The organism is Mesorhizobium sp. B2-5-11, from assembly GCF_006440835.1.
In the GTDB taxonomy this organism is placed as follows: Bacteria; Pseudomonadota; Alphaproteobacteria; order Rhizobiales; family Rhizobiaceae; genus Mesorhizobium.
Map to the genome: position 1 here is coordinate 476732 of NZ_VFUK01000003.1, position 24277 is coordinate 501008.

General features: G+C 62.5%; 26 protein-coding genes. 16 read left to right on the top strand and 10 right to left on the bottom strand.

Annotation, left to right across the window (positions count from 1 at the left end):
- The first annotated feature begins 34 nt into the window (after window positions 1-34).
- Genes FJ490_RS13290 through FJ490_RS13310 form a run of 5 tightly spaced genes read left to right on the top strand, consistent with a single transcriptional unit; the run spans window position 35 to window position 5683 of the window.
- Complete coding sequence (locus FJ490_RS13290; protein WP_140728995.1) at window positions 35-2026, top strand: ABC transporter permease; 1992 nt, start codon at window positions 35-37, stop codon at window positions 2024-2026.
- A 13-nt stretch (window positions 2027-2039) separates the two neighbouring features.
- Window positions 2040-2846, top strand: a complete 807-nt coding sequence (locus tag FJ490_RS13295; RefSeq protein WP_140555304.1) for an SDR family oxidoreductase — start codon at window positions 2040-2042, stop codon at window positions 2844-2846.
- 10 nt (window positions 2847-2856) lie between these two features.
- A complete protein-coding gene (locus FJ490_RS13300; protein ID WP_140517092.1) occupies window positions 2857-3804 on the top strand; it encodes a 3-hydroxyacyl-CoA dehydrogenase in 948 nt (315 codons plus the stop codon).
- Complete coding sequence (locus FJ490_RS13305; protein ID WP_140517090.1) at window positions 3801-4763, top strand: 3-keto-5-aminohexanoate cleavage protein; 963 nt, start codon at window positions 3801-3803, stop codon at window positions 4761-4763. Before FJ490_RS13300 ends, FJ490_RS13305 begins: the two co-directional genes overlap by 4 nt.
- A 41-nt stretch (window positions 4764-4804) precedes the next feature.
- Window positions 4805-5683, top strand: coding sequence for an SMP-30/gluconolactonase/LRE family protein (locus FJ490_RS13310; RefSeq protein WP_140728906.1), 879 nt, complete (start codon window positions 4805-4807; stop codon window positions 5681-5683).
- Window positions 5684-5878: 195 nt separating this feature from the next.
- Here the strand turns inward: FJ490_RS13310 and FJ490_RS13315 are convergent, their stop codons facing one another.
- From FJ490_RS13315 to map, 9 genes are all read right to left on the bottom strand, one after another.
- Complete coding sequence (locus FJ490_RS13315) at window positions 5879-7195, bottom strand: ArgE/DapE family deacylase (protein ID WP_140521014.1); 1317 nt, start codon at window positions 7193-7195, stop codon at window positions 5879-5881.
- A 2-nt stretch (window positions 7196-7197) separates the two neighbouring features.
- Window positions 7198-8154, bottom strand: coding sequence for an ABC transporter permease (locus tag FJ490_RS13320; protein WP_140728905.1), 957 nt, complete (start codon window positions 8152-8154; stop codon window positions 7198-7200).
- Window positions 8151-9077: an ABC transporter permease gene (locus tag FJ490_RS13325; protein ID WP_224646989.1), complete on the bottom strand. Its 927-nt coding sequence runs from the start codon at window positions 9075-9077 to the stop codon at window positions 8151-8153. Before FJ490_RS13325 ends, FJ490_RS13320 begins: the two co-directional genes overlap by 4 nt.
- A gap of 68 nt (window positions 9078-9145) precedes the next feature.
- Window positions 9146-10132 (bottom strand): autoinducer 2 ABC transporter substrate-binding protein, encoded by a 987-nt coding sequence (locus tag FJ490_RS13330; protein ID WP_140495805.1) that lies wholly within the window; start codon window positions 10130-10132, stop codon window positions 9146-9148.
- Window positions 10133-10163: 31 nt separating this feature from the next.
- Window positions 10164-10934: an ATP-binding cassette domain-containing protein gene (locus FJ490_RS13335; RefSeq protein ID WP_140495806.1), complete on the bottom strand. Its 771-nt coding sequence runs from the start codon at window positions 10932-10934 to the stop codon at window positions 10164-10166.
- Window positions 10935-10961: 27 nt separating this feature from the next.
- Entirely contained in the window at window positions 10962-11738 is a 777-nt protein-coding gene (locus FJ490_RS13340; RefSeq protein WP_140495807.1) for a glutamine amidotransferase, read from the bottom strand.
- A 36-nt stretch (window positions 11739-11774) separates the two neighbouring features.
- Window positions 11775-12956 carry a PfkB family carbohydrate kinase gene (locus tag FJ490_RS13345; protein ID WP_246672743.1) on the bottom strand — a complete coding sequence of 394 codons (1182 nt, stop codon included), beginning with the start codon at window positions 12954-12956 and terminating at the stop codon, window positions 11775-11777.
- A gap of 231 nt (window positions 12957-13187) precedes the next feature.
- On the bottom strand, window positions 13188-13913 hold the full coding sequence (gene radC, locus FJ490_RS13350) for a DNA repair protein RadC (protein WP_246672748.1): 726 nt from the start codon (window positions 13911-13913) through the stop codon (window positions 13188-13190).
- 112 nt (window positions 13914-14025) lie between these two features.
- Window positions 14026-14853, bottom strand: coding sequence for a type I methionyl aminopeptidase (gene map / locus FJ490_RS13355; protein ID WP_140517079.1), 828 nt, complete (start codon window positions 14851-14853; stop codon window positions 14026-14028).
- Between the two features lie 209 nt (window positions 14854-15062).
- Between map and FJ490_RS13360 the strand changes: the two genes are divergently transcribed.
- From FJ490_RS13360 to FJ490_RS13375, 4 genes are all read left to right on the top strand, one after another.
- The gene (locus FJ490_RS13360; RefSeq protein ID WP_140521011.1) at window positions 15063-15461 is read left to right on the top strand and encodes a hypothetical protein; all 399 of its coding nucleotides are present in this window, start codon (window positions 15063-15065) and stop codon (window positions 15459-15461) included.
- 108 nt (window positions 15462-15569) lie between these two features.
- Window positions 15570-15806 carry a hypothetical protein gene (locus FJ490_RS13365; RefSeq protein ID WP_140728903.1) on the top strand — a complete coding sequence of 79 codons (237 nt, stop codon included), beginning with the start codon at window positions 15570-15572 and terminating at the stop codon, window positions 15804-15806.
- Between the two features lie 178 nt (window positions 15807-15984).
- Window positions 15985-16281, top strand: a complete 297-nt coding sequence (locus FJ490_RS13370; protein ID WP_140517077.1) for a DUF982 domain-containing protein — start codon at window positions 15985-15987, stop codon at window positions 16279-16281.
- A 43-nt stretch (window positions 16282-16324) separates the two neighbouring features.
- Window positions 16325-16684, top strand: a complete 360-nt coding sequence (locus tag FJ490_RS13375) for a DUF6074 family protein (protein WP_246672741.1) — start codon at window positions 16325-16327, stop codon at window positions 16682-16684.
- Between the two features lie 40 nt (window positions 16685-16724).
- Here the strand turns inward: FJ490_RS13375 and FJ490_RS13380 are convergent, their stop codons facing one another.
- Complete coding sequence (locus FJ490_RS13380) at window positions 16725-17867, bottom strand: hypothetical protein (RefSeq protein WP_140728902.1); 1143 nt, start codon at window positions 17865-17867, stop codon at window positions 16725-16727.
- Between the two features lie 386 nt (window positions 17868-18253).
- Here FJ490_RS13380 and FJ490_RS13390 point away from each other — a divergent pair, with 386 nt between their 5' ends.
- The 7 genes from FJ490_RS13390 to FJ490_RS13420 all read left to right on the top strand — a co-directional run bounded on the left by FJ490_RS13390 (window position 18254) and on the right by FJ490_RS13420 (window position 24240).
- Window positions 18254-19618, top strand: a complete 1365-nt coding sequence (locus tag FJ490_RS13390; protein ID WP_140728901.1) for a tyrosine-type recombinase/integrase — start codon at window positions 18254-18256, stop codon at window positions 19616-19618.
- A gap of 101 nt (window positions 19619-19719) precedes the next feature.
- Window positions 19720-19941 carry a hypothetical protein gene (locus FJ490_RS32665; protein WP_181165328.1) on the top strand — a complete coding sequence of 74 codons (222 nt, stop codon included), beginning with the start codon at window positions 19720-19722 and terminating at the stop codon, window positions 19939-19941.
- A gap of 242 nt (window positions 19942-20183) precedes the next feature.
- Window positions 20184-20567 (top strand): helix-turn-helix domain-containing protein, encoded by a 384-nt coding sequence (locus tag FJ490_RS13400; protein WP_140728900.1) that lies wholly within the window; start codon window positions 20184-20186, stop codon window positions 20565-20567.
- Complete coding sequence (locus FJ490_RS13405) at window positions 20567-21214, top strand: hypothetical protein (RefSeq protein WP_140728899.1); 648 nt, start codon at window positions 20567-20569, stop codon at window positions 21212-21214. Before FJ490_RS13400 ends, FJ490_RS13405 begins: the two co-directional genes overlap by 1 nt.
- Window positions 21215-21234: 20 nt before the next feature.
- Window positions 21235-22590 (top strand): AAA family ATPase, encoded by a 1356-nt coding sequence (locus FJ490_RS13410; RefSeq protein ID WP_140728898.1) that lies wholly within the window; start codon window positions 21235-21237, stop codon window positions 22588-22590.
- 219 nt (window positions 22591-22809) lie between these two features.
- Complete coding sequence (locus FJ490_RS13415; protein ID WP_140729528.1) at window positions 22810-23142, top strand: hypothetical protein; 333 nt, start codon at window positions 22810-22812, stop codon at window positions 23140-23142.
- A 657-nt stretch (window positions 23143-23799) separates the two neighbouring features.
- Window positions 23800-24240 (top strand): terminase small subunit, encoded by a 441-nt coding sequence (locus tag FJ490_RS13420; RefSeq protein WP_140729527.1) that lies wholly within the window; start codon window positions 23800-23802, stop codon window positions 24238-24240.
- Window positions 24241-24277: the final 37 nt, after the last annotated feature.

Below are 24277 nucleotides of genomic sequence, written 5' to 3' on the forward strand. Positions count from 1 at the left end.
CTTGGTGCGCCTCCTGGCGCGGCATCGCGGCGCCATGATCGCGGCGATTGTCTTTGCAGTGCTGCTCGTCGTCGTCGACCTGATCAGCGCCGGGCGGCTCAGCTATTTCGACATCTCGTTCCTGTCGAGCGGCGGCGCCACCTCGGCGCTGGCGGCGATGGGCCAGACCATCGTCATCCTGTCCGGCGGCTTCGACCTGTCGGCGGGCGCCGTGGTTTCGCTGGTCAATGTGGTGCTGGCCACGTCGATGGATCCGATGGCGACCGGAACGAGCGTCTGGCTGTGGACGATGGCCGGCATTGGCGTCGGCATGCTCGTCGGGGCGTTCAACGGCTTCTTCATCGCGGTGCTGCGCATGCAGCCCATCGTCGTCACGCTGTCGACCATGTTCATCTTGCAAGGCATCACACTGCTGGTCATGGACAAGCCCGGCGGCTTCGTCTCGCCCGATCTCGGCGCTTTCTATCTCGGCGATGCGATCCCGGGCTGGTTGCCCATGCCGCTGGTCGTCATCGGCATGGTACTGCTGGCATGGTTCTGGCTGAAAGGCACGCGGTTCGGCACGGCGCTTTACGCGGTCGGCAGCGATCCAGACGCCGCGTCCGCGGTCGGCGTGCGCGTCGCTCTCGTGCGCTTCCTCGTCTATGTCATCGCCGGTGGCTGCTACGGGCTTGCCGGCGTGTTCATCAGCGCCCAGACCGGCAGCGGCGATCCGCTCGTCGGCAATCCGCTGCTGTTGTCGATGTTCGCTGCCGTCGTGGTCGGCGGCACGCGGCTCGGCGGCGGGCAGGGTGGTCCGTTCGGCACCGTCTTCGGCGCCTATATCCTGATGATGGTCGTCAACGTCCTGCTCGTCCTCAACGTTTCGGCCTATTATTCGACCATCGCCGAGGGCACCATCCTCATCCTTGCCGTTCTCGCGGGCTCGCTGTCGCATGGCTCCGTGCTTGCCTACCAGGTCCGCGCCTTGCGCGCGCGGTTCGCCGCATGGCGCGCCGGCATGCTGCCGTCGCAACTCGATCATACCGACCGCAGGCTGCGCATCGCTCACAAAACGGCCGTTCCAGGACAGGCACCCGGCTTTCGCGTTCGCAATGCCGAGGCGCTGCGCTACGCGCTGCCGGCTTACGTCTGCCTGGCCGTCGTCATGATCGTCACCCAGATCTGGCTCGGCCGGGCCATCTTCAATCCCACCTACTGGAACTCGTTGTTCGTGCTGTCGAGTTTCCTTGCCGTGCTTGCGCTCGGGCAGGGCGGCGTCATCCTCACCGGCGGGCTCGACTTGTCGGTGCCGTGGACGATCGGCTTGTCAGGCATCCTTCTTGCCGGCATGGTCAACGGATCGGACGCGGCACTCGTCTATGCGCTGCCGGTGGTGCTGGCCATCGCCTGTCTTATCGGATTGGCGAACGGCGTCGGCATTGTTTTCCTCGGCATCTCGCCGATCGTCATGACGCTCGCCACCAACGGCATCTTGCAAGGCTTCGCGCTTCTCTATTCGCAAGGCACGCCGGCCGGCTTCTCCTCGCCGATGCTGCGCTGGTTCATGACCGGCAAGATATGGGTAGTGACGCCGGTCGTGCCGTTGATGGTCGTCTTCGTGGCCCTTGCGGTGCTGCTGCTCGGCCGCACCGCCTTCGGCCGGAAGGTCTACGGCATCGGCAACAGCCCGCGCGCGGCCCAGCTTTCGGGCATCGCCGTCGGACGGACGCTGATCTTCGTCTATATGCTGTCGGCATTGTGCGCGGCCATCGTCGGCGTCATGCTGACCGGCTTTTCCGGCCAGGCCAGCCTCGGCATGGGCGACGACTATCTCCTGCCGTCCATCGCCGTTGTCGTGGTCGGCGGCGCGCTGATCACCGGCGGGCGCGGTCACTATCTCGGCATGCTCGGCGGCGTGCTGCTGTTGACGGCGCTGCAGATGCTGCTGGCCGGCACGACGCTGCCTTACGCCACACGGGCGATCCTGTTCGGGCTGGTGGTGCTCGGTGCCGTCATGGCGCTGCGCGAAAGACGCATTCAATGAAGGGAATGGAATGATGAGCACGAGCGCACCCAAATCGCCCGACGAATTCCTGGCGGGGCTCAAAGGGCAACGTGTCCTGGTCACGGCAGGCGCCGGCGGCATTGGCTTTGCCATTGCCGAAACGCTGTCGCGGCTCGGTGCGCGCATCGTCGTTTGCGATGTGTCCGACGAAGCCCTGGCAGCCGCCCCCAAGAAGATGACGCTCGCCGCGGCGATCAAGGCCGACGTGTCGCGTGACGACGATGTCGACCGGCTGTTCGAGGCGGTGAAGGAGAAGCTTGGCGGCCTCGACGCGCTGATTAACAATGCCGGCATTGCCGGGCCGACCGGTGGCGTCGACGAAATCGAGCCGGACGACTGGCGGCGCTGCATCGACATCTGTCTCACCGGCCAGTTCCTGTGCGCGCGGCGCGCCGTGCCGCTCATCAAGGCGGCCGGCGGCGGCTCGATCGTCTCGATGTCGTCGGCGGCCGGTCGCCACGGCTATGCGTTCCGCACGCCCTATTCGGCGGCCAAATTCGGCGTCATCGGCTTCACGCAGAGCCTTGCCAAGGAGCTCGGGCCGCACGGCATCAGGGTCAACGCCATCCTGCCGGGCATCATAGAGGGGCCGCGCATCGAGAGCGTTATCTCGGCACGCGCCAAACAGGTCGGCATCAGCCATCAGGAGATGACCGAACGCTATTTGCAGAACATCTCGTTGCGCCGCATGACCAGCCCGTATGATGTGGCTTCGATGGTCGCATTCCTGCTGTCCGACGCGGGCATCAACATTTCAGGCCAGTCGCTCGGCGTCGACGGCAACGTCGAAACGCTTTGAGGAGCAAGCCATGGCCAGGGTTGCAATTGTCGGAAGCGGGTTCATCGGGCGGGCATGGGCGATCAGCTTCGCGCGCGCCGGCCATGATGTGCGCATGTGGGACCAGTCGCCGGTCGCGGCAGGCGGCGCGCGCGACTACATAGAAGGCGTGCTCGGCGATCTCGCTTCGAATGATCTGCTGCGCGGACAGACCGCGCACGCGGTGCTCGAGCGCATCGTCGTCATGGGAGACTTGGACGCGGCTCTGGCTGGCGCCGTGCATATCCAGGAGAACACGCCGGAAAATCTCGAAGTGAAGCGCGAGGTGTTTTCGCGGATCGATTCCCTCTCTGATCCGCAGGCGGTGATCGCCAGCTCCACCTCGGCGCTGTTGCCGTCGAAATTCACCGATCATCTGCCGGGGCGGCACCGCTGCCTGGTCGTGCATCCGATCAACCCGCCCTACCTCATTCCGGCGGCGGAGGTGGTGCCGGCGCCGTGGACGTCCGCCGAGACGCTTGAAAGGACGCGCGCCTTCCTCCTCGATGCCGGCCACGCGCCGCTGGTGATGAAGCGCGAGCTCGACGGCTTCATCATGAACCGGCTGCAAGGGGCGCTGCTCGAGGAAGCTTTCCGGCTTGTCGCCGACGGCTATGCCAGCGTCGAGGACGTCGATATCGGCATCCGTGATGGCTTGGCGCTGCGCTGGTCGTTCATGGGGCCCTTCGAGACCATCGATCTCAATGCGCCGGGCGGCGTGCGCGACTATGCCGAGCGCTACCAGGGCATCTATTCCAATATTTTCCCGCAGATGCTGCGTCGCGTCGACTGGGCGGGCGAGGTGATGGAAACCGTCGAGGCCGAGCGTAGCAGGCGCTTGCCCAGGGAGAAACTGGGCGATCGGCAGGTATGGCGCGATCGCCGGCTGATGGCGCTGGCGGCGCACAAGAAGAAATCGGATCAGGAGTTCGGACAATGAAAGAAACCAGCCGCAAGCCCGGCGCCACGGCGGCCAGGGGCAAGGTCATCATCACCTGCGCGGTGACGGGGGCGATCCACACGCCGACCATGTCGCCCTATTTGCCGATCACGCCGGACCAGATCGCCTCGGAGGCGATCGCCGCCGCGGAAGCTGGCGCCGCGATCCTGCATCTGCATGCCCGCGATCCGGAGACCGGCAAGCCCGACCAGACGCCGGAGGCGTTTGCCCGTTTCCTGCCGCGCGTCAAGCAAGGCACCAACGCCGCCATCAACATCACCACCGGCGGCAGCCCCTACATGAAGGTCGAGGAGCGGGTGCGCCCGGCCGCCCAGTTCAAGCCGGAGGTAGCCTCGCTCAATATGGGCTCGATCAATTTCGGGCTCTATCACCTCGCCGACAAATACGAGACCTTCAAGTTCGACTGGGAAAAGCCGCATCTGGAAGCGACGCGCGACCTCGTCTTCCGCAACTCGTTCAAGGACATTGAGTACATTCTCGCGACTTGCTACGACAACGGCACGCGGTTCGAGTTCGAGTGCTATGACATCGCGCATCTCTACAATCTCTCCCACTTCGCAGACCGTGGGCTGGTGAAACCGCCCTTCTTCGTGCAGTCGGTGTTCGGCCTGCTGGGCGGCATCGGCACGCATCCGGAGGATGTCGCGCATATGAAGCGCACAGCGGACCGGCTGTTCGGGGACCAGTTCCGCTGGTCGGTGCTCGGCGCCGGCGCCAGCCAGTTGCGCATCGCCGCGCAGTCGGCGGCCCTCGGCGGCAATATCCGGGTCGGGCTGGAGGACAGCCTGTGGGCCGGCAGGGGCAAGCTTGCCAAGTCGAATGCCGAACAGGTCGTGCTGGCACGCAAGATCATCGAAGGGCTCGGCATGGAGGTGGCGACGCCGGACGAGGCGCGCGAGATCCTGTCACTGAAAGGCGGCGACAAGGTCGCTTTTTGACGCGGCCAATCGCTGCGCGAGCCAACAAAGAGGAGGACGGCATGAAGATCGAAGTCGTGGTGGACGTAAAGACCACGCTGGGCGAGGGACCGCTCTGGGACGTCGAGCAGGAGCGCCTCTACTGGATCGACAGTTTCGACGGGCGCGTCTTCCGCGCGACCGCCGACGGGCGCGAGATCCGCTGCTGGGACGTGCCGATGAAAATCGGCTCGATGGCGCTGCGCAAGGATGGCAGCGGCGCTGTCGTCTCGTTGCAGCGCGGTTTCCATCTGCTCGATTTCGCCACCGGCGAGGTGACGCTGATCCACGATCCGGAGCCGGACAAGCCGATGAACCGTCTCAACGACGGCAAGGTCGACCGGCGCGGCCGCTTCTTCGCCGGCTCGATGGACACGATGGAGGAGGGGCCTTCCGGCGGTCTCTATCGGCTTGATCCGGATTTCTCCGTCACCAGGATCGATTCCGGCATCATCTGCTCCAACGGTCCATGCTGGAGCCCCGACGACCGCACCTTCTATTTCGCCGATACCTGGACCGGCGAGATCTGGGCCTATGATTACGACATCGAGACCGGTACGGCCAGCAACCGCCGCACCTTCGTTCGCGTCGATACCAGCCGCGGTGGTGCCGCCGACGGCTCGACCGTCGATGCCGAAGGCTGTCTGTGGAATGCGCTGGTCTATGACGGCCGCCTGGTGCGCTACGCGCCGGACGGCAGCATAGACCGTATCATCGACATGCCGGTGAAGAAGATCACCAGCGCCATGTTCGGCGGACCGAAGCTCGACACGCTCTACGTCACCTCGATGGCCAAGCCGCCGCTGCCGCGTTTTCCCGGCGATGGCGTGCTGCGCGGCAGCCTGTTCGCCATCACCGGCCTTGGCGTGACCGGAGTTCCCGAGCCGAGGTTTGGTGGCTGACGGGCGGCCTCTTAGAGCAGTTCACCGTTTCATGGAAACGGCGAACCGCTCTATCTCTTTGTTTTTGCGCAATTCCATAGGGAAAGCGCTACGCGCTTTTCCCGGGAAAACCGTACACACTTTTCCTGGAATAGCTCTCGCCGCTCCTCCCGGACGTCTTCCGCAAACTTCCTGCCGCTCGCAGTCAGCTAAAAACTATCGGCACCATTTCTCCACCGCTAAGGCGATGGCCTTCGTGCAGTCGACGAGATCGCGCACCGAAACGCGCTCGTTCGGCTGATGCGCCTGTGCCGGGTCACCGGGACCGAAGTTGACGGTCGGGGTGTTGCCCAGGCCGGTCGGCAGGCCGATGTCGCTGTGTGCGCCGAAGCCGCTCAGGGCCGGCGACAGGTCGGCTGCTTTGACGGCCTCCTGGAACAGGCCGACAAAGGGGTTGTCCGACGGGATCTCGGCGCAATCGGCATCGAGGATCCATTCGACACGGGCAGGGTGCTTTCGCAGATAAGGATCCGCCTGGCAGACATTGGCGATGTGCTCTTCGATTTCGCGTTTGACATTGCCGCCCAGCCTGAACTCGTCATGCTCGCTCGGCAGATACTGTGCGTCGATGATGATCTCGCCGCGTCCTGCCATGGAGGATGGATGTTCGCCGGCATTGATCTGGGTGACGATGATCTGGTTGGGCAGGTCCATCAGCGGGTGGTTCTTCCTGGGATCGAACATCCATCGCCGGTTGAGGATGTCGATGCCGTCGAGGATCTGCCGGCAAAGCTGGACGGCGTCGACCGGGCCGCTCGAATACCAGGCGTTCGGCGTCAGTTCGGCATGGCCGCCTATGCCGTCGATGATGATCTTGCCCCACAGAATGCCGTGACAAAGCGGTGCGATCCTGTTCGCCGTCGGTTCCGTCATGATGCCGGCGTCGGCGCGAAAGCCGCGATCAACCATGGCGAGCGACCCCATGCCGCCGATTTCCTCGTCGACGACGGTGGTGAAGACGACGTCGCCGGAGAGGGAAACGTCGAGTTCCTTCAGGATTTCGACCGCCATCAGCATGCAGGCGACGCCGCCCTTCATGTCGACCGTGCCGCGACCGTGCAGGAATCCATCCTTCAGGACAGGCTGGAAGGGATCGGTGGTCCAGTGCCCGGCGGCACCCGGCGGCACGACGTCGATATGGCCGGTCAGCATGATGGACCGCCCGCCGCCGGTACCTTTCAAAACGCCGCCGAGATTAGGCCGGCCCTCGAACGTCCTGCCCTTGTTGGCGCCGGCACGTCCCTTGTATTTTTCGTAGAGCGCCGGTCCGTCCGGATCCCAGAGATCGGTCGAGAAGCCGAGCGCCTCAAGGCGCTTTTGCAGGTAGAGCTGGCAATCGCGCTCGCCCGGGCCGGCCTCCTTCGGATTCGATTTCACGATCGAGGGGAAGGCGACGAGATCGCTCAGCGTCTTGACGATGCGCTCGGCGGCTGCCTCGACGCGCGCGGCGATGGTCTCTTCCATGGAAGGCATTGTTATCTCCAACGTTGGGAAAGTCGGTCGGCGAGAAGGACGAAAACCAGAAGGGCGCCGACAATCCCCACCTGCCAGACCGTGTTGATGTTCAATTGCAAAAGGCCGGTCTTCAACGTGACCAGCAGCAGGACGGCCGCGAACACGCCGCCGACGCCACCGCGCCCGCCAGTGATGACGATGCCTCCCAGCATGGCCGCGGTCAGCGATTCCAGTTCGAGGTTCTGGCCGATATTGGGCCTGCCGCTGCCGAGCCAGGCGAGAGAGACGAGGCCGGCCGCACCAGCAAGCGCGCCGCTCAGCACATAAAGGATGAAGCGCACGCGATCGACCGGGATGCCGACCAGTTTGGCCGAACGTTCATTGAAGCCCATGGCGTAGATCCAGCGTCCCCAAGCCGTTGAGAGCAGCACGAGACCGGCAAGCGCGAAGCAGGGGACGGCGAGCGTAAGGAAAGGCACGGGGATGCCCATGATCGCACCGCGCCCCCAAACGAGCAGCCAGGCAGGCACGCCGGACTGGGCCGCGCCGCCGGTGACCGCAAGCGCCAGGCCGGAATACACGAAAAATGTTCCCAGCGTCGCGATGAAGGGGAGAAGGGCGAGCCCGTTCACCAGCCATCCGTTCAAGGCACCGAGCACAGCGCCAGCCAGGATGCAGACGACCGGCAACAGAAGGGGCGGCAACCCCAGCTTCAGGGAAAGCATGGCAACGATCGCCGAGAGCGAAACGGCGCCGCCAACGGACAGGTCGATGCCCGCACCCCCGGCCAGGACGACCAGCGCCTGTCCAAGGCCGACCAGGGCCAGGATCGTCGAAAATTGCAAAATCGTGGTGACGGTGCCGAGATTGAAGACCGAAGGCTTGAGCGCCAGCAGGCCGACAATAACGACCAGCCAAAGGCCGCACAGCAGAGCCAAAGTGAGGGCGGGGCCCTGCAGGTTCCGGATACTGTTCATGCGCGGGCTCGCAGGAATTGGGCAAGCGGCAGCCGGTTGGAGACGGCTTCGAAGCCGAGCACGCCGATGATGAGAACGCCGGTAACCACAGGCTGCCAAAGCGAGGGGACGCCGATCAGAAGCAATCCATTCTGGAGAATTCTCAGAAGCAGTACGCCGAAGACCGTGCCGATCAAGCTGCATCTGCCGCCCAATATGCTCGTGCCGCCGAGAATGACCGCGGCGATCGCATCGAGCGCCAGCGTGCTGCCGATCGTCATCTCCACGTTGCGGTAGGTGGCGACGTAAAACGTGGCGGCAATGCCAGTCAGGACGCCACTGATGACGAAGGTCATGAAGCGTACCTTGACCACGGGGATTCCGGACAGCCGGGCCTTTTCCTCGGAATTGCCGATCGCCAGCAGGTGCGGCCCGTAGGGGGTTCGCCGCAACGCCAGCCAGACGACCAGATAGGCGATGGCAATGACGATGGCTGGGACTGGAATGCCGAGTACGGTGGTTGCCAGAAGATTGGTGAGGCTCGAGGGCAGGCCGGAGAGCCACTGCCCGCCGAGAAGGACAAAGACGGCGGTGCGGTAGACGCCAAGCAGGCCGAGCGTTCCCACGATTGCCGGAATGCGACCGAGGACGACGACGGTGGCCGTCACGCAGCCGAGCAGCGCACCGACCGCAGGGCCAGCGATGAGCGCCAGCAGCGGATTGCCCTCGGCGCCGAGCACACGGCCGATCGCTATTGCCGCCAGACCCATGACGATGCCGATCGAGACGTCGATGCCGCCCATGGCCAGCAGCAAGGTCATGCCAAGGCCGATCAGCAGCAGTTCGACGCTGTTGCGCAGGACGGTCGCCGCATTGCCTGGCGTCGCGTAGTGGGGCGATGCGACAGAAAAGATGACGATCGCCAGGAGACAGGCGGCAAGCAAGGACCACTCCCGCCCGTTCATGGCCAAAACGCCGTTTCCAAACTGTCGCACCGTGTTCATCCCAAGGCTCAGAAGTTGAACTTGTCGACATTGTCCTTCGTGAAGACCGCCGGCGGTCCGAGCAGCAGGATGCCCTTGGCGGCATCATAGGTGGCGGGCTTTTCGAGGCCGGCGATCTTGTTTTCCGCTTCGAAGCTCTTGCCGTCGATCAACTGCTTGCCGGCCCAGACCGTGAGATAGCCCAGCTGTTCGGGATCCCACAGCACGGTGAAGCCGAAGGCGCCGCTCTTCAGGTAGGATCGCGCCGTGTTCGGGCTGCAATAGCCCGTGCCTATGACGGAGCCGATCTTGCCGGCGGTTTCGATGGCCTGGGCGACGCCCGGACAGGTCGAGGATGCGACGGCGATGATGGCCTTGATGTCGGGATTGGCGGCCATGAGATCGCCTGATATCTGCGCGGCGCGCTCGGCCGTGCCGCCGGCGAATTGCGGAGCGAGCAGTTTCAGCTTCGGATATTTGGCGGTGGCCTCTTTCTGCATGAAGCCGATCCAGGCGTTGAGATTGGACGCCGTCGCCTCGCCGGAGACGATGCCGATCGTGGCGTCCTCGCCGACGCGCTTCACCAACTCATCGATGATCGTCGTGCCGAGCCCTTCGTCGGTCGCCTGCGCCACATAGACGGCACGGCCGCTGTCGGGTGCATCGCTGTCGCTGGTGAAAAGCTTGATGCCCTTGGCCTTGGCGCTCTCGACGACGGGCGCGATGCTGGACGCATCCAGCACGCTGACCGAGATCGCCTGGACACCCTGGTCGATCAGGTTCTGCACGATCTGCAACTGATCGACCGGGTTGGTGTCGACGGGGCCGGAATAGATGAAATCGACGCCCAGGTCCTTCGCGGCGCGATTGCCGCCGGCTTCCATGGCATTGAAATAGGGTATGCCGATCAATTGCGGGACGAAGGCGACCTTGGGCTTGTCGGCGGCATGCGCCGCCGTGGCGACCACGAGTGACAGCACGGAAACGGCGAGCGCTTTTTTGAGTTGAGAAAGCATTGGTTTATCCTCTCTGGAATGGACGTGCATTTCAGTTTGATTTTTCAAGCGCCCGCACGTCGGGATGAGCGCCTGTTATGAGCGAAACGACTTCCTCGTGATTGGTCTCGGCCGCCAGCCGTTCGGCCACCTTGCGGCCGCGCCGGAACACCACGATGCGGTCGGCGACCTCGAACACTTCGGAAATGTTGTGGCTGATGAGGACGACGGCACAACCGCGCGCGGCAAGCCGCCGCGTCAGTGCCAGGACCTTGCGGGTTTCGGCGACGGCAAGGGCCGCCGTCGGCTCGTCCATGATGACCAGCCTGGCATTCAGATTGAGGGCCCGGCAGATGGCCACGGCTTGGCGCTGACCGCCGGACAGGCTGCCGACGGGTGCTTCCGGATCGGAAATATGCGCGTCGAGCTCTTTCAGCAGGCCGTCGACGCGCTGGCGCATTTCCTTGCGCTTCAGGAAGGGAATACCCAAAATGGAGCGTTTCAATTCGCGGCCGAGAAAGACGTTTTCGGCAATCGACAGGTTTTCCGAGAGCGCCAGTTCCTGAAAGATCGTCGCGATCCCCGACGACGCCGCATCCTTGGGCGAGGAGAAAGCCACCGGATTGCCCTCGATGAGAAGCTTTCCATCGCTGGGCGGATGGGCGCCCGCCAGGATCTTGATGAAGGTGGATTTGCCGGCGCCGTTGTCGCCGAGAAGCGCCAGCACCTCGCCAGAGCGGATCTCCAGGTCGACATCGGCAAGCGCGGTCAGAGCGCCGAAGCGCTTGGCGATATTTCTGGCGACAAGAAACGGTTCTGTCATGGCGGTTCCCCGGCGGTTGCTGGTCGGCTAGACGGCCTTGCTGACCCAGCGCAGCACGTTGGTCCAAAGACGCGCATAGCCCGGCCATTCCACGAAGCTGTTGGGCAGCCAATGCGGGCCGATATCCGACGTCCAGGCCAGCGTGCGGCCCTGGCCATGGCGGCCGGTGACCAGCAGCGGATGACCGCCGTGATCCTGCGGCAACCGTGCGAGGATTTCGACGTCATCGCGATCGCGAGCGACGACCTCGTTGGCGCCGAGCAGCAGCGGCCATTCGCCTTCGATGCCGGCAAAGATCGGGTGATCCTTGGGACCGGTGATTTCAGGCCGGAACCCTTCGGGAATCTCGAGCCGGTCGTCATAGGGGAGGCAGGTTACCGGCAGCGCCTCCTCGACGGCCGTGCGGTGCCAGCGCGCCTTGCCGTCGATGCCCTGGAAAGAGAAATAGCCGCCGATCATGACCATGCCACCACCGGCCTGCGTCCAGTCGCGCAGAAGCTTGAGCCGGTTGGGCACTGTCTTGCCGTGCAGCCAGACATCGGGGTGAAGCAGCAGCGAGTTCGCGCCGATGTCGGAGAGGATGATGGCCTTGTATTGCGACAGGCCCTCCGTGGTGAAAGGCAGCTTTTCGACGGCTTCATGGGCCGGCATGTAGTCGAGGTCGAATTCGCTGCTCTTCAAGGCATCGACCAGCGGCGTCGCGCCCAGGTGAAAGGTGACGCTGCCGAACTGATCGAACCCCTTGTAGTGGGTCGCCGAACTCATCCAGCTCTCGCCGACCAGAAGCACTCTTGTTTTCGCCATGACCAATACTCTCCTGGGTTCCCGTAAGTTGTTGGTTCAGCTTGCCAACATGGCGTTGTTCGCCAAAGCGGCAGCCTTCAAAGTCGCGAAATCCGCGATGTAGCCCTGTGCGCCTTCGACCGTGGTCGTCAGGCTCGCGCCGATCGTCGCATGGCGGGCGGCGTCGTCCAGCGACGCACCATGCAGCCAGAGGCTTAGGAATATGCCGGCGAAGCTGTCGCCGGCGCCCGTCGCATCGACGCGGTCGACAGGCAGTGCCGGCACCTCGATCTGCGGTCCGCCATTCGCCGGAAAGACGACCGCGCCAAACTCGCCGAGAGTGAGCACGACCGTTCCGCGCGGCTTGATGCGCGCCAGCATCAGCCGCACCTCTTCGATCATCGTCGCCATCCTGGAGCGAAAGTCGAAAATCTCCCGCATCATCACATCGTTGATGAAGGTCAGGTCGATGTGCCGGACCATCTGCGTGAAGGTTTCAGGCGTGCGTGCGCTCTTGGGCAGGCCGGCCGAATGCAGGCTCACCCTCCAGCCGGCCTGATGAAAGCGCGCGATGGAAGCGGTCATCGTTTCGTAGTGGAAGCCTTCGATGTGAAGACAGGCCGGGCGCGGCTCGGGCTGGATGTCCAGATTGGCGGTCAGATCGATCTCGCCGAGTTCGAACGGTTCACTGATGATCGTGCGGCTACCATTGCGCTCGATGATCACGATGGCTTGCGAAAGGCGGTTGTTGGGCGTGTTGCGGATCGGCAATGCGTGGACGCCCAGTTTGGAAAGCGCGCCGAGCGCCCAGTCACTCTCCGGGTCTTCACCGACCGCCGTCGCCAGTTCCACGTCGAGAGCGTAGGGCGCCCCAACACCGGCGGCGGCAACCGCGAGATTGGCCGCGGGCCCGCCCAGCGCCTTCTCGATATGGCTGGCTGTGATGCGGTCGTCGCGATGCGGCAGGACGTCGACGCGGCAGAGAAAGTCGACACTGACCCGGCCCGCGACCAGGAGCCTCGGCAGATGATCGAGATTCTTCGGCCTATGGGGCGCGCGGCCCGGCAGCGAGCGCGCAAACGAACTCGGCCGGTACATCAGCGTGGCGATCGCCTTTTCGATGCGTTCGCGCGTGGCCTCCTTCAGGCCGGCGGTCCCATTGATGAAGTTCGACACCGTTCCGATGGAGACACCGGCCGCGCGTGCGACATCCGCTATGGTTGGGCGCTTGCGTTGCAATGGCAGGTTCCAATTGAAGCGTTTCAAACGGTATCAACGGAAAAGCCGCCCCTCAACGGAATTATGTTCTAAAAAGTCTGGAATCTGCGAGGGAATTTGGAAAACTATGGCGATATGGCCTCAATTTCGGGCCATTCGTTCCAGAATTGAACGATTTTCAAATTCTTGAGCCGAAAGACCGGGCCGGCGAATTGCCTGCTTTCATTCGGATAGCTTCGCCGAGCCGATGATCTAGATCAGCAGCAAGCCCTTCATGCTGGAATAGCCCTTGCGACCGATGATGATGTGGTCATGCACGGAAATGCCCAGCCGCTTGGCCGCGTCGATGATCTCCTTGGTCATCTCGATATCGGCACGCGATGGCGTCGGATCGCCCGACGGGTGGTTGTGCACCAGGATGATTGCCGTCGCCGACAGTTCGAGAGCGCGCTTGACCACCTCACGCGGATAGACGGGCGTATGGTCAACAGTGCCGGTCTGCTGCACCTCGTCGGCAATCAGCGTGTTCTTCTTGTCAAGGAACAGAACGCGGAACTGCTCGCGCGCCTCGAAGGCCATGGCTGACCGGCAATAGTCGAGAAGCTGCTGCCAAGAGGAGAGGATTTCGCGGCCATGGACCTCGCTGCGCGCCATGCGCTGGGCCGTCGCCGCAATGACCTTCAGGTCGAGCGCTACCACCGGGCCCACGCCCTTGACCTCCTGGAGGAGGCCGACGGGCGCGCCAAGCACCTCGGCCAGGGTACCGAAGCGGGAGAGCAGCGCCTTGGCGACCGGCTTGGTGTCGGCGCGCGGGATCAGGCGGAAGAGCAGGAGTTCCAGAAGCTCATAGTCGGGCAGGGCGTCCGAACCTGCCGAGGCGAAGCGTTCGCGCAAACGGTCGCGGTGGCCGAGATAATGCGGCTTCTCCTCGATCCTGCCGGCCTTCGCAGGAGGCCGGGCTGTCCCAGGAGAGTGCATGGTCGCGGAAAGCTGCGCAGGCTTTTCTGCAAAGAAACTGCGCTCGTCGTCGTCACCTGACATCTCGTCTGCCCCCCAGCTCCCCGACCGCGAGCGCCGGGAGAACGAAACATTAGGCTGGCAGGCCGGGGCGGTCGAGCTTTTTGGGGGAGAGCGTGAAGATCTCGCAGCCGGTGTCAGTCACGCCGATCGTGTGTTCGTATTGCGCCGACAGCGAGCGGTCGCGTGTCACCGCCGTCCAGCCGTCCGACAGGACTTTCACATGCGGCCGGCCGAGGTTGATCATCGGCTCGACGGTGAAGATCATGCCGGGCCGCATCTCGACGCCCTCATTGGCGCTGCCATAATGCAGGATATTGGGCGCGTCGTGGAACAACTGGCCGACGCCGTGGCCGCAGAAGTCGCGCACCACCGAGCAGCGCTCGCCCTCGGCATAGCTCTGGATCGCCGCGCCAATGGCGCCGGTGCGGGCGCCAGGCCTGATCGCGGCAATGCCGCGCATCAGGCATTCGTGGGTGACTTCGAGCAGGCGTTCCGCCGCGCGTTTTATGGTGCCGACGGGGTACATGCGCGAGGAATCGCCGTGCCAGCCGTCGAGGATGTAGGTGACGTCGATGTTGACGATGTCGCCATCCTTCAGCGGCTTGTTGTCGGGGATGCCATGGCAGACGACATGATTGATCGAGGTGCAGGAAGACTTGGTGTAGCCGCGGTAGTTGAGCGTCGCCGGCAGCGCGCCATGATCCATGCCGAACTCGAAAACGAAACGATCTATGGTGTCGGTGGTGACGCCGGGCGCAACCATCGGCACCAGTTCGTCGAGGCAGCGCGCCGTGAGGTCGCATGCCTTGCGCATGCCGGCAAAACCTTCCTCGCCATAGAGGCGGATCTGGCCGGTGTTTCTGAGCGGTGCCGTGGCGGCGTCGAGATAAGTGACCATTGGTGTCCGTCTTGCCGGTGTGGCTCTGCAAGGGAGCCGGCGTGAAAATCTCCCCAGATTTGGCACTTGAGGGCAAAAGGTTCAAGGAAGAACTGCCCGGACACGACCAAGCGGCAGGGATATTCGGCGCGCCCCGGTGTCCTTGACGCCCTTGTTCCTTCCCTTTCAGTCGACCGTGCGGTAGGGCGAGGGAGGTTTTTGGAGATTTCATGAGCGTCGAGCACGCCAGATTGCCTGAAGCGCCGTTGAAGGCGGCCTGCTCATTGCTGATGAGCCTTGTGCTGCTGGCGATGCTGTCGCTTGGCCGGGCGGAGGTGCCCGTCTTTGCCGGAGCAGCCTCCGGTGTCGCCAGCGCCGGCGTGGAGCGGTCCGGCGAAGCGGCGGCGCTGCTGCGCATCACCGGCAAGGGGCAGGCGCTGGAAGTTCGTTCCGGCCGGCCGGCCCTGGTTAAGTTCGCCGGCGGCCATCCGGCCCTGCCGGCTCGGGACACCGTCTTTTCCTGGTTTGTTTCGGTTCCGCCGGCAGAGGTCGTCGCCGCCGACAGGGACGCCCGCACACCGTGGGCGACTGCCAATCAGCCGCGCGCGCCGCCATCGGTTCCGGCCTGAGCGGTTTCAACCGCTCCTTCACTCAAACCACTTCCTGTTCGCGCCTCGATCCGCGCGGCGGCTTCGGTCGCGCAGCGGTGCGTAGCGCGTCATTTCCGGATTGTTTCCATGCAACGTATCAAGACACTCAAGAGCCTTTCGCGCGCGGCCTGCGCCGCCATTTTCCTTTCCGTCCAGGCGCTCATCTGTATCGGAACCGTCTACTGGGCGCTGACGGAGACGCTCGGCCTTTCGGCGACAGGGGCACTTGTCCTTGGCGGGTTTTTCGCTGTGCCGTCTGCTCTCGTGCTGCTTACGGCGGTGCGCATGGCCTTCGATGCGGAGACCGATCCCACCAACCAGTAGCCGGACCGCCAAGGCGCCCGCGTTCGACAAGGCCGGGCGCCTTGGCGCTTGCTTGCGGCGGCTGCGGCAAAACGTCCATGACCGCGGAGACGCCACATTCCTGCGGTAGCGACCGGCCAGAGCAACTTTTTACGACGGATGGCGTTGCCGCTGGTGACGACAGTTCGGGAGATGGCGGATGGACAGACTGCAATTTGAGGTGCCGGTGCGTATCGCGCCCGGACCCGGCCTACCTGTCGAGGAGATCTACAGCGTCGAACAGGCCCTTGATTTTCTCCAGGCCTGGCCGCTGCGCCGGCAAGGCCCGATTTACCAGAAGGCCTTCAACGCCTGCTTCGGCGCCACCGTGGACGTGGTCAAGACCGAGGATGCCTGCCGGGCGTTCATGGCGTTCTGCCGGGTGACCGGGCTGATGGCCCGGGACATGATGGCGCCGCGCAAGCGCGGTGGCCAGGCGAGAGGGCTGCAAGCCTGAGGTGCGCTGCGCTCTTTCGTTCTCCTGGCCGAACGGCGCATCGATGCCGATGCCATTAAGCTTCCGTTTCCACTTTCGCGGCTACGCCATGCTTGTTCGGCAATGGTTGATTCGTTGCGTCAGTCTCGTGGTTCGGAAGATGTCCCCAGAAAAAATCCGTGCATTCCCGATCGACCGTCAGGCATTCCTGGTTCGGGAGGTGGCTGCCAGGCTCGACAGTTTGCATGGCGACAGCGCCACCTCGTTCTGGAGGGCCAAGGCGACGGAGTTGTTCGATCTCGTCGTCAGGTCAGGCAGGGACAGGTCGGCGGCCAGCGACGAGGTGCGCAGGTTCTTCTTCGCCGTGCAAAAAGAGATATCGGCCGGCGCGGCCACTGAGCCAATGCCAATTCTTTCCGCCTGAAGTGCTCCGCAAGGCGTCCCACAGCCGGTCCATGCCACCGCTAGCGGAACAGATATTTTGAAACTTCGGGGTTGCCGCGTCGCCACATGACGTTGTCAAGGAAGTAGTGGTGCACGTTGATGAAGATCAGCACTATGAAGAAGAACAGCGACGAACCCAGGACTTCCTTGTCGTAAGGGATCAAGGCAGTCAGTGCCGCCGGGATCAGCCAGAAACCGAGACCGCCGAGGACCCCGCCGGCGACGACGAACCCCAGGACTCGCGTCCTGTAGATCGGACCAAGAACGGACAGGATTCTGGAGTCCGGAACCTTTTGTGCATCGGGACCGTCCCGCTCGACATTGCTTTGATAGCGCCAGACCACGGCCAGGTACTGCAGCGAATGGAGAGCCGGCACCACGAGCAGCCAGAGCGGGTTTATTCTCACGACCAGGATCCAAAGATATAGGGATGCGATATAAGCGACGACGCCGTTATACGGCAGGCTGCCGCCATTTTTACTCCAGCGATTGATCAGCATCACGACGGTGGCGGCCGTGGAAGCGGCCGCGGCCGACAGCGCAATCGTGTTGAGCCACGCAGGCGTGGCAAACGTATAGTATTCCAAGCCGTAATATTTTGCTTGGCTGACCGCCGTGTTCGTCTGAAGCCATGCGAACAGCCATACGGCATAGCTGTTGACCAGCAAGATTTTCTTGTCCGGATTGGTGAAGAACCTGCGCTTCAACACGGCGTCCACCATCAACATGCCGTAGCCTTGCTTGACGTAGTGCCAGCCCACGAAAAAGAACATCGCGTTGGCTGCGTTTCCGAGCAGCCGGCCGTTCGCCGTTATCGAGCCGTAAGCAAAAAACCCGACCATGAGCAGGGGAACGACAATGCCGGCGAAAATGTAGCGGATCTGGAGGCCCCTGTCGTATCCCTCGCCGCGCACCTTGCTTCCAAAATTGCGATAGAAGAGTTGGTAAGAGTGGGCGAAATGCGGATAGTTTATCAAGTAGGCCAGGAAAAACATCGCCGCCGCAACAAGGCTGTCGTATTTGGTAGGCACGAAGAACAGGGCCGGCAAAATCAGGAATGCGCTGCCGCCAAGCATGAGGAAGTCGGCCAGCGGGCCAAAGAGATATCTTTGTGGCGGCGTCGCCGCAGGAGCTCGAGCATCCGCCGAAAGGTGAACTGCCATATTAGCATCCCCTGGGAAAGCCGATTTAACCATCGAGCCTTGCCCTCGACAAGGTCGAGGCGGCGGAATGGTCAACACGTAAAATGACGTTTCGGAAGGGGGTGTTACCCTGTCCGGCGCAATAGCTCTTGACGCCGAAAGGAGCGGAGGGGACATCGAGTGAAGCTGGTACGCCCAAGGGGAATCGAACCCCTGTTACCGCCGTGAAAGGGCGGTAACACACGGATTCCTGCATATGCAGAAGTTAGCTAGAGTAAGCAGCTGTAAGCCATAATATTTTGTTTTTAAAAGCTTTTCGGCGTTAGCCCGTCCATAGTTGCTTCCTGGTGGCCACGGATGTATATCGGGACCAATTTCGGGACCAGATAGACGGCGAGAAAAGCCAGATGGCACGCACCAGGATCGACGCCCAAATCACTACACGGAACGCCCGCAAGCAGCTCAAGCCGCGGAAGAAACCCTACTGTCGATCTCTCGGCCCCACCGTCGCCATCGGCTACCAGAGGAAGCAGCGTGGCGGCGTCTGGCAGGTCGTCGAGTCTCTTGGCAAGAAACGCTATCGCGTGGAGCAGATCGGCATCGCTGATGACTTCGTAGAAGCCAATGGCGCCACCATCTACGACTTCGAGCAGGCGAAGAGTGCCGCTGTGGCGAGGATCGCATTATGGCAGGTCCATGATCGCGCTTCAGCCGATGGTCCGGCGCCGACCGTGCGCTCGGCGGCGGAGATCTACATGGAAATGCAGGAGGCGCGGGAGCGTGTCCTGCAGGGCAAGGTTAGGCTGCGGAGAGATGCACGGCTCAGGCTTTCAAGGCACATCCTGTCCGATACCATTGCCGACATAGAGCTGCATGCCTTGAAGGAAGCGGATCTGGCCCAGTGGCGCGATCGCCGCTCGGCGGACCTTTCCGTGTCGACAGTTCGCCGCATCGTCAATGACTTCAAAGCTGCTCTCAACGCCGCTGCTGTCAAACATCGCTCGCGCCTCCCGCCGGACATGGCGATCATTATCAAAAATGGTTTATCGGCTGGGGAGGCAGCATCACCGCTTGCCCGCGACCAAGCTGCACTTCCTGACGCCGACGTTCGCCGGATCATAGAAGCATCCAGGACAGTCGATACCGAAGAAGGCTGGGACGGCGACCTGTTGCGCATGGTCGTGGTGCTGTCCGCCACCGGAGCCCGCTTCTCCCAGATCGGGCGCATGGCCGTGGGCGATGTCCAGGCAGCGCAAGGCAGACTCATGGTGCCGACAAGCCGGAAGGGCCGAGGGACAAAGAAAACGACACACATCGGAATCCGCGTTGGAGCCGACGTCGTCGAGCTGTTGCGTCCGGCTATCATGGGAAGGCAGCGCAGTGAGCCGTTGCTGGAACGCTGGCGTCACGTTCAAGCGAAAGGGACGGAAACACAATCGCCCCGATGGGTGCGCGGTAGGCGAGGCCCGTGGAACGCCGCGAGCGAGCTAGCCCGACCGTGGCTTGAGATCGTGACGCGCGCCGGACTTCCGTCCGACGTGGTGCCCTACGCTTTGCGACATTCCTCGATTGTCCGCCAGCTCCGGGCAGGCCTTCCAGTGCGCCTTGTCGCCGCCCTTCACGACACCAGCACCGCAATGATCGAGCGCCATTATGCCTCGGCCATCGTCGACATGCTCGACGATCTTTCGGCGGCGGCCGTCATTCCGTTGATCGCGGATGAGACTGTCGCAAAGGTCGTGCCGCTGCGCTCGGCTGATCCCCGACGTTGACCGCGACGGCCGCATGAATCTGTGCAGGGAAAAGGTCTTGGTCAGCTTCAGGAGAACCCCAAGGCAGCGTCGAAGAAGCACGCAAGGCGCTGGCGGAGCTTTTGGAGAGCGCCCGTGAGGTCGGCAGACGAGACGCATCATCACGCGAAATCATCGAGGCCTCGGAGCATGTCGTCGGCGATGGCGCCGAGCAAGCTTACCGCCGGACTGATGCGATCGAGAAGCGCCGGCTGATGCAGGATTGGAGCTGCTACCTGGCGAGCGGCGGAAACACAGGTCCTTTGATCGCGCCCGGCGGTGCCCGGATGATCACGCTGGCATAGGGCGACGGCCGGAACCCGTGTGCGGCTCGGAGTGCGTCATCACCCCTTTGCGATGAGGAGCTGGTGAAGCGGCACGCAGTAACAATTCGTGATTGCTCCTTAATAGAGTAAGAGAAAATATGCCAGAATAAGTACGATTAAGCCATCACAAGTGATCACGATCCGAGGCTCCAAATCGCTTGTGGACGGGCATGATCAAGCTGATAAGGAAAGGGTCATCTTGAATTTCTTGAGGTGACTCTATGAAGATTTTCCGGATCGACCCGGCCAGTATTGACAAGGTCGATGTCTCCGAACTTCCAGCTCTGCTCCGCCAGTTTGCGGCAGTCCCCCTCATCGCCTTCGACTTCAATACGGCTGCCAAGCTCAGTGGCTTGAGCCGCGCCTGGCTTTATCGAGATGCGCGGCTTGGCAAGTTGCGCGTATTGAAGGCGGGGGCACGCAGCCTGATCCTCTACGCTGATCTGCTTACCTACATGCAGAGTCTGCCAGCCGCGCAGTTCAGGCCATTCGCGGATGAAGAGGAAAAGCAGGTCCCGCTGGCCAAAGTTTCCGCTGATGACGCCAATCTGACGGCAGCAATGGAGGACAGAGGTGACCACGAAGACACCCGCGGAGCGCGATGATGGGCAAGCGCTCGGACTTTCCACGCATTGCAAAAGACCTCTACAGCACGCCAGCAACGGCGCTTCCGCCGCTGCTTGTACATTTGCCGGCTGGCGTCCGCTATCTCGAGCCGACAGCGGGTAATGGCGCGCTTGTCCGCGGCCTGGCCGAGCATGGCCATATCTGCCAACTGGCGATCGACCTAGATCCCGGCGATCTGAACATCGTCCGCCGAGATGCCCTGTCGCTCTCCTCGGCCGATGTCGTCGGCATCGATATGATAATCGGCAACCTGCCGTGGTCATGGTCGTCGTTTCAACCTCTTCTGCAGCATCTACTGACGCTCGGCCTTCCAATCTGGATTCTGCGCGATTGCCAATGGCTATTCAACCTACGCTCAAAGGCGCTGATTGATCGCTGCGCGTTCGTGCAGCCGACCCGGCGGCTGCGCTGGATTCCAGGCACGCGGGATACCGCTAAGGACGATACGGCGTGGTTCAGCTTTCCGCCTGACCATGCCGGCGGGCCGCGGCTGCTGCCGCGGATTGCCGAACAAGAACGCGTGAGGGCGGCGCTGGCGAGTCCGCCGCCGCCTCGCCACGACACCATCAATGTTCGTCCCTGTTTTGATGAGATGGCGCGCACGGAGGCGAGGTGGTGTCGATAGGGCGTATAGAGGTAAGCGCGATGGCAGAAGAGCCCGAGCCTATTTCACTCGTCGCAGCTCTGGAACGTATCCGACTCTCCCAGCCTGTGGATGAGGACGCCGGCCGCAACGAGCCTCTGCCTGAAACCTTGCCTCCGGACACCACCCTACACGAGCGCCTTGAAGATACCGCAGCGTTTTCCGAGGCAGCTGTCGCGTTTCGCAATCAGCGCAGGCGGTCGGAGCAAAAATTCTCGTCACTCTCACAAAGCGAACCACTGCCACCGCTCGCCTCATCCAGTGCAGCAATTTATGCAGGCATCGCACCGCCGCCGCGCGCCTTTGTCGACAGCGCAAGCTTGATCCCCTGCCGCAACATCACGCTGCTTTCGGGCGACGGCTCGACCGGCAAGAGCCTGCTGGCTCTGCAACTGGCCGTCGCCATCGCCGCCGAAACAAAGTGGCTCGGGATGGAGGTCACCTGCGGCGCAGTCCTCTACATGTCAGCCGAGGATGACCAGACGGAAATTCACAATCGGCTGTACGAGATCAGCCTTGCCGATGGCGTCGACCTTGCGAATGCCGCCAATCTGGAGATTGTCTATCTGGCGGGACAAGACGCGACTCTGGCCCTTGAGGGGCGCAGCGGCAGGCTCACAACGACCCGACTGTTCGACCAGCTCGACGCCAAGCTCGGGGAAATCGGGCCGGTGCTGCTGATCCTCGACAACCTCGCCGATATTTTCAGCGGCAACGAGAACAATCGGTCGCTTGTCAAGCATTTCGTCGGACTCTTGCGTGGGCTGGCGATGAAGCACGATTGCGCAATCCTTCTGCTCGGCCATCCAAGCCTCTCCGGCATGAGCTCAGGGACCGGCACGTCAGGGTCGACGGCATGGAGCAATTCGGTCAGGTCGCGACTTTACCTGCGTCGAGAGGCCGACGAGCACGGGAATGAGGCTGACGAGACGCAACGGATTCTGGAGGTCAAGAAGATCAACTATGGACCGAAGGGCCAGCCCTACGGCCTGAGGTGGCGCGACGGGCGCTTCGTCAGGGCTGATCCACCAAAGCCCTTCGACGATGTCAGTGTCGCCGACCTCGAGCGCGTCCAGCATGCCTTCGCGGCTCATGCTTACCGGGCCAGCGAACAATCTCCCGACTGGGGTGGCTATGTCGTCGCGGACCTCCTCGACCTCGATGTCGGACGCAACATCGGACGGGCCGAACGCAGCATTGAACAGAACCGGGCACGCGCCAAGGTCAGGACGATCCTCGCGATTTGGCTGCGCAGCAAAGCCATCAGCATCGTTACGCGCCGTACCGAACAGCGTGAATTGAAACAGTTCTATACCGCTGGAAGTGAAGGAGGCCGCGACGATGCACTGCCGAACTGATGCACCCCCCGGTTCGGCGGGGTTCGGCAACCCTCGGCAGCAAGGCAGGCGGGGAGGGGGGTGCCGTACCCTCACCCCGTAGGGGTGGGAGGGTACGGCTCCCCCTGCCACCTGCGCGCCGCTTCGGCAAAGTCCAGTACGGCACAATGAGTTCGGCGGATGTGGTTTGCTCGCCACGCAACCGACGCCCGGCGGATCCGGGCAGACACGGAGGAAGCAATGACGTTGGATAACAGGATTTCTGAGATGCGGAGGTTTATGCGCCAAGTACGAGCCAAGCCGCCAGTATGGAGCGAGTCAGCGCATGGCAGGACGCCAGATGTTCTGCCAAACCTGCCGCAAGAGATTGAGCCATTCCTCCGCGCAATTGAGAAATATCGCGCCACAATACAGGTGGTCGGCCAGGAAGAGTTGGACGAGCTATGCTCCCTCTTACTGACCCAGGTGCTGAACTGGCGCTATGGCGAAGACTGGAGATGCACCATGATGGCGTTGTACGAGTTGGTGAATGCGGAGTCGCTTCGCCGCGCAGATGAAAACAGAAAAGGCTAGCAACGAAGGGTATGTCCATCTGTATCGTTGAACAAGGACTGAAGATGCCAATCGCAAAAGAGCTTTTCAAAGTCAGGACGACGGTCGCACAATTTGAAGGCTGCAAGGATGTCTCGATGCGATGGATTGTTTGTTGCCGTCGACAACCGCCAGTTCCCTAGCGTCGTAAATCCGGAAATGCTGACCTCGCTGACGCTATCGCCGACTTCCAACCGCCCGGTGATCCATATGCCAAGGGGTGGATCGATGAACGGTTCACCGCTGATGAAAAGGACACGTTGATCGCGTATTTGACGGAGAGACACCCGGACGAAAAGCACAGTATCCAAAAGGTAGAGCTTCCGGTCTCAGGTAACCTTTTCCCCATCAGTGCAATGCCCACTGGCAGTCCACAGGGCTCCTACATACTGTGCCGAAAGGAAAGCTGCAGCGTACCGGTCGACGTTATCGGATACTACGACCTGCGAGATCATGAACCCTTGCCAGATCGCAAATCCGATTTGAAACGACGGAAAGCTTTTGCGCGCGGCACGCTGGTCATCACGCCGGAGGGTAAAATCGTGAGCGCTGCGGACTCGAAAGCGTCGCGCCCATCTATTAAGTGGGTCGACAAATTCTGTGGTGCAAGCCTGATGTATACGGTATTATGATACCGCGATGTCAAACTCCAAATTGAACATGCGACAAGAGCGGTTCTGCCTTGCCCTTGCCGAGGGCCTTGCTCAATCGCGAGCCTACATCGAGGCCGGCTACACGGCGCGCGGCAATGCGGCTGAAGTGGAGGCCTCGAAGATGGTCAGATTGCCTAAGGTGGCCACGCGCATCGCCGAGTTGCAAGCCGACGCCGCAAGGCGGTCAGAAATCACGGTCGACGATCTGGTTGCTGAACTTAACCTGATGTTGAAGCTCGCCCTGGCAACGAAAAACCCCGCCGCAGGCGTGTCTGCTGTCATGGGTAAAGCGAAGCTGCTTGGGCTGATCGTTGATAAAGCCGAAATTGCTACCACGCTGCGCAAACCGTTCCGTGAGCCCGGCGAGATCGAGCAGATGAGCCTTGAGGAGTGGACGGCCAAGTTCGCACCCAATCGCGTGAACTAGGGAGCCGTCTAGCCGCACACTAGGTGCACGCAAAGCC